At 55.5% G+C, this 12,868-nt stretch carries 9 protein-coding genes; 1 reads left to right on the top strand and 8 read right to left on the bottom strand.

The window, feature by feature from the left end; translation table 11 throughout:
* Nucleotides 1-181: 181 nt before the first annotated feature.
* Entirely contained in the window at nucleotides 182-457 is a 276-nt protein-coding gene (locus tag PSH80_RS26595) for an HU family DNA-binding protein (RefSeq protein WP_003213368.1), read from the top strand.
* A gap of 380 nt (nucleotides 458-837) precedes the next feature.
* Here PSH80_RS26595 and PSH80_RS26590 read toward each other — a convergent pair whose 3' ends face one another.
* From PSH80_RS26590 to PSH80_RS26555, 8 genes are all read right to left on the bottom strand, one after another.
* Complete coding sequence (locus PSH80_RS26590) at nucleotides 838-1,101, bottom strand: hypothetical protein (protein WP_225923827.1); 264 nt, start codon at nucleotides 1,099-1,101, stop codon at nucleotides 838-840.
* An 8-nt stretch (nucleotides 1,102-1,109) separates the two neighbouring features.
* Complete coding sequence (locus PSH80_RS26585) at nucleotides 1,110-1,424, bottom strand: hypothetical protein (RefSeq protein ID WP_120734352.1); 315 nt, start codon at nucleotides 1,422-1,424, stop codon at nucleotides 1,110-1,112.
* Between the two features lie 207 nt (nucleotides 1,425-1,631).
* A complete protein-coding gene (locus tag PSH80_RS26580) occupies nucleotides 1,632-1,898 on the bottom strand; it encodes a barstar family protein (protein ID WP_162947778.1) in 267 nt (88 codons plus the stop codon).
* A gap of 132 nt (nucleotides 1,899-2,030) precedes the next feature.
* On the bottom strand, nucleotides 2,031-2,318 hold the full coding sequence (locus PSH80_RS26575; protein ID WP_128593294.1) for a hypothetical protein: 288 nt from the start codon (nucleotides 2,316-2,318) through the stop codon (nucleotides 2,031-2,033).
* A gap of 3 nt (nucleotides 2,319-2,321) precedes the next feature.
* Entirely contained in the window at nucleotides 2,322-6,695 is a 4,374-nt protein-coding gene (locus PSH80_RS26570; RefSeq protein WP_305418686.1) for an RHS repeat-associated core domain-containing protein, read from the bottom strand.
* A gap of 152 nt (nucleotides 6,696-6,847) precedes the next feature.
* Nucleotides 6,848-7,858, bottom strand: a complete 1,011-nt coding sequence (locus tag PSH80_RS26565; protein WP_252117148.1) for a hypothetical protein — start codon at nucleotides 7,856-7,858, stop codon at nucleotides 6,848-6,850.
* A gap of 6 nt (nucleotides 7,859-7,864) precedes the next feature.
* Nucleotides 7,865-8,059: a hypothetical protein gene (locus PSH80_RS26560; protein WP_186626333.1), complete on the bottom strand. Its 195-nt coding sequence runs from the start codon at nucleotides 8,057-8,059 to the stop codon at nucleotides 7,865-7,867.
* Between the two features lie 493 nt (nucleotides 8,060-8,552).
* Nucleotides 8,553-12,860: an RHS repeat-associated core domain-containing protein gene (locus tag PSH80_RS26555; RefSeq protein ID WP_305418685.1), complete on the bottom strand. Its 4,308-nt coding sequence runs from the start codon at nucleotides 12,858-12,860 to the stop codon at nucleotides 8,553-8,555.
* Nucleotides 12,861-12,868 lie beyond the last annotated feature (8 nt).

Here is a 12,868-nt window from a genome sequence, read left to right as displayed (position 1 = left end):
GTTCTGTCGGAATAAGCACCTTTTTCCCCCTAGAAAGGTCGCCGCGAGACTGGCGCAGGCACCAATGGCATGCCATTCTCACTCCCGTCTGCCGCAGAGTAGAGCCTGCGGCGCCTTGGCGCTGCTCCAGCAGAGAGCAGCACGGACATAACAACAAAAAACCGTCAAAGAGGCTTCACCTATGCGTAAACCAGAACTCGCAGCCGCCATTGCAGAAAAAGCAGACCTGACCAAAGAACAGGCCAACCGCGTCCTCAACGCCGTTCTTGAAGAAATCACTGGCGCCTTGCACCGCAAGGACAGCGTCACCCTGGTTGGTTTCGGCACCTTCCTGCAGCGCCACCGCGGCGCCCGCACCGGCAAAAACCCGCAAACCGGCGAGCCGGTGAAAATCAAGGCGAGCAACACCGTAGCGTTCAAACCGGGCAAGTCGCTTAAAGACAGCGTCAACCCGTAAGCACGGCACCGTCTCGAAGGGAGGCGGGGAGGTATGAAAAATGGGCACGCCGACTGGGTTGGGTGCCCATTTTTATTTGCTCTTGAACAGCAACTGCATGCTGTACGCTGCCTTGTTTACACGTTCAAGTCCAATGTTTCTATCAGCTCGCAAGTCTTCCGGTAAATCAAAGTGCCCCATGCATTCGTTTTCCCCGATGGCTTCTCGTAGATGAGTAATTACGCGAAAAACAACATGGTCCCTTCGCCAACAGGGGGAATGCTCTATCCCCGAAAGTTGTTCTGCGGTCGCTGGATGGCTGGTACCACCCATCCAGATTCGCCTTTATAAAGGCAAATTGGATTTTGTCGTAATGGGAGTTGGGTTTTTTATACCCCGGATCACTGAAAAGTATCTTCCAGCTTGGAATGCCCGACGAGCGCAGGCTGCAGAATATCGGCCTGAATAATCGGCGCGACGTGTCTACTATCCTCGATAGAGGCAGGGATCTTTGTACAAAAATGGGCGAACACCTCGATCAAATGGCCGAGCGCTGGTGGTATGAGCTCAATGTAGCGTGCGATCACGAAGCCCGGTTCATCGTTTGCATTGACGGCCGGAAAGTAAAATAAATCGCCGGGCTTAGGTGCTGTCAGATCCGTCATGAATTGGGTTAGTCGCAATAAATAAAAACATTCAGTTTTTTGCTATAAGCACTTTGAAGGAACTTGACTAGATCTTTCAATTCGCTGGAGTTTAAGTTTTTTAACTTTGTCGCTTTTTCGATTTCAGTCACTAAAGGTAGAATTTCGCCGAATAGAATACTTGTGTCGGCGTAATAATCAGAAAATTTGTGCGTCTTTGGGAAATCTTTTCTTGGTGCTGATGCGCCCATAAGAGCGCCATGGGTAGATTCACTCAAGCAAAAAACTGGAGTGTTCTCATTAATGTCTTTCTGATTTTCTGCTGCCATAAAGTCAAGGGGCATAAAAATTTCCGTGTTGGACGGGACGAATATCACAGCACTTTATCAAATGAGGATCGTGATCTGTCAGGTTATCTCTAAATATCTTAAATAAATATTTAAGCTTTTTCCTGTGCCCGGCGGAATAATTGAGAATTTTAAGGGGCAGCGCTCAAGGAGTAAAAAGGTTAATGCGGGAGTTTCTTTGAATTGGCATTTGTAATTTACGAATTAAATGATAAGAATAAGTGATTCTGTCGTTTGTTTTTGAGCGTTCGTGATGTTTTTTGTATGAGTTGTTATTTTTCTGTTAGGTCTGAATTTATTATGGTCATACCTATCCTCGGGATAGCGTAAACCAAATAAGCAGTCAATTACTGTATCGACATTTTTGCCATAGTCCTCAGGGAACCCGATTTTTTCAGCAAGAGCTACGTACAGTTGATCCACGCCTTCTATTTTAGAAAAGTCCAGTTCAATAATCTCTTTTATATTCACAAATTTCACCTGCCAAGGTTGATTTCTATGAATGAAATCATGGGGATTGGAGTGTAATGGACTTTAAATAAAATAGTCCCGTTTTCCCCTTTGGTAAGTTTGCTCGCTTACTATCAGCTGGCCACTTTGCTCTTAAAAAGGCAAGGTGTTTTTGATGGCTGAAAGTTTCTCCACTATGGCACCTCTGCTGATTAAGTGACTCAATGCTTCATCGAGACTCGGAAATGTCAGTATTTCTTCGTTTTCATCATCTTCAATGACTTCCATTTGGGACTCGTCTATTGAGAAAAAATAGGTGTAATACAGATTGTTCTGTTTTTTTATGGCGTATTGAAATAGAAATGAGGCCCCATCTATTTCACGTCTTTCCTCGTAGCCTCGGCGTTTCCCAGCGTTGAGTGCCTCTATGAGATTGTTCATACTCTAACCTGTAATATCAATGCGGACCATTGTGCCATCGGCGCGCTTAATGTTGACGTGCGGTAGTTCACCGTGGCCTGTACCTTTCGGATCGTCGTGGCCATAAACACGACCTGTTTCTTTATTAATGGGATAATCTTTTCTGTATCGTACTTTTCCATCTCTCTTTTTGAATTGGTCCATCTTGTTTTTCTTTCTTATACCTTGGGCGTCTTGCGATCCTATGCCTCTGACTTTTTGGCTGTTTGGAAATGCTTCTTTCAATAACTCGTTCGCTTCTTTTTTAGTTTTCACTTTTACGACGGTTTTTTGAGGGCCGTTACGCAGGGCGTCCACTTTCTTGGCGCAGGCTGCCAGGCCCAAGGGGTCTGACCACATGAATGGGTTGGGTGAGTAGGCATAGGTGTTTAGACCTCCCGCCAACCCAATCGGATCCGGCGTAGTAAACCGCCCCACATCCGGATCATAAAACCTGAACGTATTGAAATGCAGCCCCGTCTCCCGATCCAGGTACTGCCCCTGGAACCTCAGGTTCTGCTCTTCAATAAAGTAAGGCTCCCGCACCTCCTCCACGGTATTGCCCCACACCCGATAAGTCGCCTGCCACAGGGTGTGCCCATCAGCCTCGGTCAGTTGCTCCGGCAAGCCATTGAGGTCGTTGTGGTAATAGCGAATTTTTTGCAGCGCCCCGATGCCATCGACGCGGGCCAGGGGTTGGTAGCCTTCGTCTTCATAGAGGTAAAGGCTGGTCTGGCTGTGCTTTTGCTCCTGTAACAGGCGTAAACCGTCCCACATGAACTGGGTTTCGCCCAGTGGATAGCCATTGCTGTCATGTTCGGTTTTTCCGATGCGTCGGCCCAGCGGGTCGTAGGCCATGCGCACCACGCTGCCGCCTTCATTGCGCACTTCAATCAGCCGGCTTTCGGCGTCGTAGGCAAAGTATTGTACGCCACGGGCGCCGCTGCGTTTTTCGATCATCCGGCCAAAGGCATCGTAGCGGTAGCGTTTGTCCTGATAGGTCAGCAGCTTGTTATGCACCACCAGCCCGGCCCCGGACTGTGGGCCGTCCAACAGGTTGGCGGCCGCGTCGTAGGCGAAGGTTTCGCGCTGGCCGTGCAGGCTGTCCTGGCTGGCGATGACGCGGCCGGTGGCGTCGTAGTGCAGCAGTTGGCGATGCTGCGTAGAGGGTTGCTGGTCGAGCTTGCCGATCAGGTTGTCGGCGGGGTCGTATTCGAAGTGCTTCTGTACCGCCGCCGGCAACAACGCCGGCTGGCTGGTGTGGCGGCGTTGGCGCGCGCGCAGGCGGCCGCTGCGGTCGTACTCGCTGCGGGTGCTGATCTGGCCTTGGGTGCGCAGGACTTCGCGGTGCAGGCGGTCGCGCTCAAAGTCACTGATGAGTTGGCCGTCGAGGTTGATCTGGTGCAGATGGCCGCTGCCGTAGTACAGGCGGTTGAGCCAGCGGCCGTCCGGCAGTTGGCTCTGGATCAGGTTGCCGAGTTCATCGTAGTGGTGCTGCAGTTCGCCGGCCGAGCTGCGTTCGGTGAGCAATTGGCCAACCGCGTCATAGGCAAAGCTCAAGGCTTGGGCATTGCCCTGCAGGTCGGTGAAGGACACGTCCGTAAGCTGGTCCAATGGATCGTAGGTGTAGTCGGTACGGCCATCTTCGGTGGTTTTGGCAATCAATCGGCCAACCGCATCGCGTTCCAGTCGATGCACGATGGGGGCGGGCGGCGTCTCGGGGACCACGGCCATGCCTGTGCCGTAAGGTGCCGCCAGGGCGGTCATGGTGGTGACGTTGTCCAGGCGGTCGTAGCTGTAGCGCTTGGCGCTGCCGTCGAGATCTTGCTGCTCCGTCAACCGATCCCCATCATCCCAGACAAACCGATAACGTTCGCCGTTCTCGTTGATCAGCGCCTGCAGCCGACCAAAGCTGTCATACCCGAACTGCACCTGCCGGCCATGGGCATCGGTGCGTTGGCGCACCTGGCCGCGACGGTTGTGTTGATAGTGTGTGGTGTGGCCGGCCGGGTCGGTGTAAGCGGTCAGTTGGCCGCTGATATCTCGCTGGTACTGCTCGCGACGACCGTCGGGTAATTGGCTGCTGAGCAGGCGGCCTTGGGCGTCATAGTGGAATTGGGTACGTTCGCCGAGGGCGTCGGTGATGACTTGCAAAAAGCCCTGTTCGTTGTAGCTGAACCGTGTCGGGTAACCCGAGCAGTCGACGTGCTCGAGCAGTTGCCCGAGCGGGTTCCAGCGCAGTTTTTTGCTTTTGCCCGTGGCGTCGATGATCTCGACGACTTGGCCATGGGCGTCATAGCGATAACGGGTGACATGGCCCAGCGGGTCAATGGCGACGGTGCAGTTGCCGCGCTGATCATAGCGGTAGCGCCAGCTGTTGCCGGCGGCGTCGGTTTGCACCAACGGCAGGGCCCAGTGCTCGAGCCATAACGTCGAGTCGCTGCGCCCCAGTGGGTCGGTTTCGCCGATGAGGTTGCCGGCCTCGTCGTAGCTGTATTCATAGCGGCCGCCCTGAGGGTCGGTGGCGTTGAGCAATTGACGCTCGTCGTTCCATTCGAACAGCCAGGTCTGGCCGAGGTTGTCACTGTAGCGGGTAATCTGGTGCTGGCTGTTCCAGTGCCGGGTGCTGACACGCTGCAAGCTGTCGGTAATGCGTGTGGTGCCGGCCAGCAGGTCATAGTCGAACCGGTAAGCATCGCCTTCATTGGTCCAGTGCTTGACCACCCGCCATTCCTGGCCATCCATCAGGGCCCACTCGTAGAAGCAGTGCAAGCCGGTGGGCAGTTGGTGTTCCACCATGCGCTGCCCGGTGTTGTAGGCGAAGCGCCGTTGCACCTGGCCGCTGGCATCGCGTACCTCGGCCAGGTTGCCGATGGCGTCGTAACCATAGCTGACGAGCACTTCTCGGCGTTGATCGGGGTACACGCGCTCGATGCGGGTTACGTGGAGCGGGTCGCGGATCAGTTCGACCTGCACCAGGTCGAAGGTGTCGCGCAGCCGCACCAGGCTTCCGGCCTCGTCATAATCAAGGTAGATGCGGTTGTCGTTGCGGTCACCCAGTTGGCTCAGGCGCAATCGCGACGGGTTTGCCGGGGTGGCTTCGAACAGGCGATACACACCATCGTCGCTTTCAATCAGTAACGGCCCATCGCGGTGGCGCCGTACAGCAAGCCCTTCACCGGCACTGAACACCGCGCCGCCCAAGGGGATGGTGCCCATGTCGATGGGCCGGCCCTGTTCGTCGGTGTAGACAAGCGTATCGCCGCCTTCGGGGTGGGGCAGCACGTCGACGCACACTTCGTAGGGCACGCTCCAACCGGCGCCAAACAAGCTGCCTTGGCGTTCGTCGCGGCTGTTGTAGACGCGTTGCCAGTCAATCGGCAACAGGCCGGGCAGGACGAAATCCAGATCATCATCGCCGCCGAGCACCTTGGCCCCGGTGGCCGCATGTACCGGGTTCGACGAGCCCATGGCCGCGTTGGCCGCAGCACCCATGGCACTGCTGACGGCCATCGACACCGCCCCGCCAACCAGCATGCACGGCAATTTGCTGAAGAACTTGCCCTTGCCCCCCTTGAGCATCAGCAGCACCGTCACGGCCAGCCCGACCCCCGGGGTCTTGCCGCTGCGAATTTCGCGTACCACCACCGAACCGCCGCCGATGGTGACGTCGGAGGAGATCAGCCCGGAGGACACCACTTTCGCATCGCAGGTGCTGCGGTCACCGCTGCGTACCGCGGGCTGGCCGTTGATGGTCACCTTGGCCGAGCCTTCGGCCATGAACTGTGGCGGCATCGGTGGGTGCTTCATGCAAAGCACCAGGTCTTCGGGCTTGGTCTCTGTGCCTGGCGCAGGTGAAGCCACGGTGGGGCGCCACATCTGTGAGAAGAACTCGCCTGCCATGTCCAGGTAACTGGCTTCGGCTTCAGGCGCTTCTTCCGGCGCCTGCATTTCCAGCTCGGTGCCGGCCGGTGCCACATGGGACACAACCGCCCCGGCGGCACGGGCCGAGGGGATGTTATTGGTAAACGTGTCGAAGGAACCGGTGAGGATATTGGCCTGCACCGTCGGCGGGAACAGCGCGTTGCCGATGCCCTCGCATAAATTGCTCAGGCCCTTGTCGGCCCCGCTCTTGCTCATCGCAAGCCCCACGACCACGCCCACGACCGCGCCGAGGAGGAAGCACCCCAGCCCGCCCGTGACAACCGTGATCCCGGTGGCGGCGACTACTGCAGCGGTGGCCAGCGCCGTAATCGCGATGTTCGCCGCCACCTCCAGCACGCCGCCGAGAATGTCGGCCATCATCGACGTGTGGTCCATGGCATCGCCCATTCGGGCGGCCCATAACGCGTCAGACATAGACTGCTCTGCTGAGCCAGTCGGTGTTTAGCAGGTTACCTTCCATAGTCACAGGATCCTTGTGTTTTAAGGCATACAGGTCAATGCGGTCCTCAGGCGCTTGATCAGGATAGGATCGCCCAGACAATCCAATGGCTTTGACGGCGTAGCGGCTATAGCGAATATAAAATGTTGTAGAACTCGGTTGGGCTATCGTTTATCGAGGAAAGATCGTGATCTGTCAGGATATTCCTGAAGCATTCTTTTTTGACAGACATTCGGCGAGAGACGATTGCTTGCACCAGTTTTTCGAACACGGCTTTATCACGGGTATGCTTTTTAAGTCTCAGTATTTCTTGAGGTTTGTTTTTAATAATATAAAAGGCGTAATTCATCAGGATGATGTTGGAAACAAAAAGATTATGTGTGGATTGAAGTGGGTTTACCGTATCAACGATAGCGTCAAATAACGTTTTCCTGTCGTTAGCGTAAGCATGCAGAAATACATCGGGATACATGAACTCGCTGTAGCAATCATTAAAGCGGAAACGATAATTCGTATCGTTGGGCTTTGTCAGTAGTGTAACGATACTTTTTTGGTAGTCTTTTAAGACGCTAAAAAGTACATTTTCTTTTCGGTCGTCGGCCTTGATTGCCTGATAAATAAGGTCAATAACATCCAGTAGGGGGGTTGGCCCTAAAATATCTGCATTTATTATCAGTTTATTGTTTTCGATGCTGAAACGCTTATAAATTTCGTCTTCAATGCTCAGCTCGAAAAGCAGGAATTTGAGTATGTGGTTTCTGAATTTTTCATTCGCATCGATCTGATTGTTTTTCAAAGTGATCAATTGAATTGTATAGAAGAAGATAAAGTAGTCTTTATTGGTCCGTTGACGGTTGTCTATTTCAAGTAAATAACCGAAGCGTGACAGGACTGACAGGAGGGCATAACAGTCCGGTTCTGTGAAACCGAGCTTCGACATGGCTTTTTCGAAGGTACTGATGGAAAACAGGTCATGCCAGCGGCTCACATAAAGCGTAGTCCCGTTGAGCTTTCTGGCGGCGACAGAGAGTAGAGAAGGCTCATCTTCTTGGTAAAAAACATCACCGAACGCTGTCGGGCATGGCCGGATGTTCAGGAAATTTTCAAGCTTGTATGAAAGGAGATTGAACAGGTCCATTTTCCGCTATCCGCATGTCTTCCACTTTCCGTTCGGGCCTTTTTTCTCGACTCGAAAGGAGGTAATGGTTTTATTGAATTTGTCGAGCAACCGGTTACCGATTCCTTTTGCCTTGGGTTCATTCGTTTTTGACAGCACGCCATCATTCAGCCCTGTCTCTTTATAGTCAACGTCAGAAATATCCTTATGATTGTTGAGCATGCTGACCCCTTCATTGTTGACTGTGGCCACTACCCGATACTGTAATTTTTCGGGGTTGGCTCTAAATAAATCTGCCCCCTTATTTTTGTCCCCTTATTTTTCACCTAGTATAAGCTGCGCACAAAAAATCTCAGTGAAGACTTCCAAGTGGGAGTGTTGATTTTTTCAAAATAAAGTTTTAGATCGGTTGTGCTTTCCTTTACATAAAAAATATCTGATAGTTGTTGCGTTTGTCGACCTAGATGATCAAATAAATAGAATGTTAAAAATACTGGATTTTTGTGTTTTTGGGTTGTTTATTTTCCAGGTTATCTGGTCGTCACTTGTCTGAAATATATCAGTGGCGCTAACCGGGTTTGATATTTCCCAGCCGGCCTGTTCCAAGGCCTCTTTCAATTCAACCATACGTGCCCGAGTCACTATAAACTCTCCCAGAATCCCTTTTGAGGCGTCACACCGCTACGGCTAAGGCCATGAGTGATATCCGCTTTATTCATACTGGCCCCCCCCTCTTCTGCCAAGTATCTATAGAGAGTATTTGACCCTTTTTATCAGTAATGGTCACGCTATAAGCGTCCTCTCCTGTTTTCCGGACGTGGTATCGCGCATCCGGTGCTTTGCCTCCTCCTTTAAGGGCTTTCCCGTGGGTGATATTTTTTATACCGCGTTTGAGATACTGCGTAGGTGACAGATTGGAGTGGCGACGAGCATGGTCTTTCAGGCCCGAATCATTCTTTTTGAAGGAACGCCTACTCTTCCACGACGCCCCGCAGGATTTTAATCCCAGGGGATCGATCCAACCTAAGGTGTTGGGCGCATATTGATAGCTGTTGATTCCTCCCGCTAGATCAATCGGATCTGGCGTAATAAACCGCCCCACATCCGGATCATAAAACCTGAACGTATTAAAATGCAGCCCCGTCTCCCGGTCCAGATACTGCCCCTGAAACCGCAGGTTCTGCTCTTCAATGTAGTAGGGCTCGCGCACCTCCTCGACTGTGTTGCCCCACACCCGATAAGTCGCTCGCCATACATCATGCCCGTCGGCCTCGGTCAACTGCTCCGGCAAGCCGTTCAGGTCGTTGTGGTAATAACGAATTTTTTGCAGCGGTCCGGCACCGTCGACGCGGGCCAGGGGTTGGTAGCCTTCATCTTCATAGACGTACAGGCTGGACTGGCTGTGTTTATGCTCCTGCAATAAACGCAGCCCGTCCCACATGAACCGGGTTTCGCCCAGTGGATACCCATCACTGCCATGTTCGGTTTTCTCAACCCGCCGTCCCAGCGGGTCATACGCCATCCTGACCACACTGTCGTTTTCATTGCGCACTTCAACCAGTCGACTTTCCGCGTCATACGCAAACCGCTGCACACCACGCTTGGCGCTGCGCTTTTCGATCATCCGCCCAAACGCATCGTAGCGATAACGCTTGTCTTGATAAGTCAGCAGCTTGTTATGCACCACGAGCCCGGCGCCTGCCTGTGGGCCGTCCAGCAGATTGGCGGCGGCGTCGTAGGCGAAGGTTTCGCGCTGGCCGTGCAGGCTGTCTTGGCTTGCGATAATCCGGCCGGTGGCGTCGTAGTGCAGCAACTGGCGATGTTGAGCCGCGGGTTGCTGGTCGAGTTTGCCGACCAGGTTGTCGGCGGGGTCGTACTCGAACTGCTTTTGCGCAGATGCGGGCATCAACGATGGTTGGCTGTTAAGGCGGCGTTGGCGTGAGCGCAATCGACCGCTACGGTCGTATTCGCTTCGGGTGCTGAGCTGGCCTTGGGTGCGCAGTACTTCGCGGTGCAGGCGGTCGCGCTCGAAGTCGCTGATGACCTGGCCGTCGAGGTTGATTTGATGCAGGTGGCCGCTGCCGTAGTACAGGCGGTTGAGCCAGCGGCCGTCCGGCAGTTGGGTCTGGATCAGGTTGCCGAGTTCGTCGTAATGGTGTTGCAGGTTGCCACTGGTACTCTGTTCGCCAAGCAACTGGCCGACAGCGTCGTAGGCGAAAGCCAAGGCTTGGGTTTTGCCCTGCAAGTCGGTGAAGGTGACGGCTGTGAGCTGATCGACTGCATCGTAGCTGTAGTCGGTGCGGCCATCGTCGGTGGTTTTGGCGACCAGTCGGCCGACCGCATCGCGCTCCAGTCGGTGAACGATGGGCGCCGGCAGCGTCTCCGGGACCACCGCCAGGCCATTGCCGTAAGGCGCTGGAATCGCAGTCACCGCCGTGATGTTGTCGAGTAAGTCGTAGTCGTAGCGCTTGGCGCTGCCATCGAGGTCTTGCTGTTCAGTCAGCCGATCCCCTGCGTCCCACGCAAACCGATAGCTTTCACCGTTCTCATTGACCAGCGCTTGCAGCCGCCCGTAGCTGTCATAGCCGAACTGCACCTGCCGGCCATGGGCGTCTGTGCGCTGGCGCACCTGGCCACGCCGGTTGTTTTGATAGAGCGTGGTGTGCCCGGCGGGGTCGGTATAGCCCACCAACTGCCCACTGGCATCGCGCTGGTATTGCTCGGTGCGGCCATCCGGCAATTGGCTGCTGAGCAAGCGCCCCTGTGCGTCATAACTGAACTGCGTGCGTTCACCGAGGGCATCGGTGATGACCTGCAAATAGCCCCGCTCGTCGTAGCTGAAACGCGTCGGGTAGCCCGAGCAGTCGATATGCTCGACTAACTGCCCAAACGGGTTCCAGCGCAGCTTTTTGCTTTTTCCGGTGGCGTCGATGATCTCGACGACTTGGCCGTGTGCGTCATAGCGGTAACGGGTGATATAGCCCAGCGGATCGGTCTCGGCGATGCAGTTGCCGCGCTGATCATAGCGATACTGCCAGCTGTTGTCGGCAGCGTCGGTTTCCACCAGCGGCAGCGCCCAGTGTTCCAGCCACAAGGTGGAATCGCTGCGGCCCAACGGGTCGGTCTCGCCGATCAGGTTGCCGCTCTCGTCGTAGCTGTAGGCATAACGCCCACCCTGTGGATCGGTGGCGTTGAGTAATTGGCGCTCATCGTTCCATTCGAACAGCCAGGTCTGGCCGAGGTTGTCGCTGTACTGAATGATCTGGTGCTGAGTGTTCCAGTGACGGATGCTGACGCGCTGCAAGCCATCGGTGATGCGTGTGGTGCCGGCTTGCAGGTCATAGTCGAATTGGTAGGTGTCGCCCTCATCGGTCCAGTGCCGCACCACTCGCCACTCCAGGCCTTCAATCAACGCCCAGTCATAGAAGCAGCGCAATCCTGTCGGCAACTGGTGCTCGACCATACGGCGCCCGGAATCATAGGCAAAACGCCGTTGTACCTGGCCGGTTGCGTCGCGCACCTGCGTCAGGTTATCCGCAGCGTCATAGTCATAGCTGACCAGCACTTCACGGCGTTGATCCGGGTACAAGCGTTCGATGTGGGTCAGATGGCCTTGATCACGGATCAGCTCAACCTGCACGAGATCAAACGTATCGCGCAGACGAACCAGGCATCCGGCATCGTCGTAGTCGAGATGGATGCGGTTGTCATTGCGATCACCGAGCTGGCTCAGGCGCAATCGCGACGGATTTGCTGGTGCAGGTTCGAACAGGCGGTAAACGCCGTCATCGCTTTCTATCAGCAAATGCCCATTGAGGTGTCGCCGCACCGCCAGCCCTTCACCGGCGCTGAACACCGCGGCGCCCAAGGCAATCGAGCCCATGTCGATAGGCCGGCCCTGTTCATCGGTGTAGACAAGCGTATCGCCGCCTTCGGGGTGGGGCAGCACGTCGACGCACATTTCGTAGGGCACGCTCCAACCGGCGCCAAACAAGCTGCCTTGGCGTTCGTCGCGGCTGTTGTAGATGCGTTGCCAGTCAATCGGCAACAGGCCGGGCAGGACGAAATCCAGATCGTCATCGCCGCCGAGCACCTTGGCCCCGGTGGCCGCATGTACCGGGTTCGACGAGCCCATGGCCGCGTTGGCCGCAGCACCCATGGCACTGCTGACGGCCATCGACACCGCCCCGCCAACCAGCATGCACGGCAATTTGCTGAAGAACTTGCCCTTGCCCCCCTTGAGCATCAGCAGCACCGTCACGGCCAGCCCGACCCCCGGGGTCTTGCCGCTGCGAATCTCGCGCACCACCACCGAACCGCCGCCGATGGTGACGTCGGAGGAGATCAGCCCGGAGGACACCACTTTCGCATCGCAGGTGCTGCGGTCACCACTGCGTACCGCGGGCTGACCGTTGATGGTCACCTTGGCCGAGCCTTCGGCCATGAACTGTGGCGGCATCGGTGGGTGCTTCATGCAAAGCACCAGGTCTTCGGGCTTGGTCTCTGTGCCTGGCGCAGGTGAAGCCACGGTGGGGCGCCACATCTGTGAGAAGAACTCGCCTGCCATGTCCAGGTAACTGGCTTCGGCTTCAGGCGCTTCTTCCGGCGCCTGCATTTCCAGCTCGGTGCCGGCCGGTGCCACATGGGACACAACCGCCCCGGCGGCACGGGCCGAGGGGATGTTGTTGGTAAACGTGTCGAAGGAACCGGTGAGGATATTGGCCTGCACCGTCGGCGGGAACAGCGCGTTGCCGATGCCCTCGCATAAGTTGCTCAGGCCCTTGTCGGCCCCGCTCTTGCTCATCGCAAGCCCCACGACCACGCCCACGACCGCGCCGAGGAGGAAGCACCCCAGCCCGCCCGTGACAACCGTGATCCCGGTGGCGGCGACTACTGCAGCGGTGGCCAGCGCCGTAATCGCGATGTTCGCCGCCACCTCCAGCACGCCGCCGAGAATGTCGGCCATCATCGACGTGTGGTCCATGGCATCGCCCATTCGGGCGGCCCATAACGCGTCAGACATGCAGGATG

The sequence above is a fragment of the Pseudomonas sp. FP818 genome, assembly GCF_030687335.1.
Lineage (GTDB): Bacteria > Pseudomonadota > Gammaproteobacteria > Pseudomonadales > Pseudomonadaceae > Aquipseudomonas > Aquipseudomonas shahriarae.
This window is presented reverse-complemented; position numbering and strand designations above follow the sequence as displayed.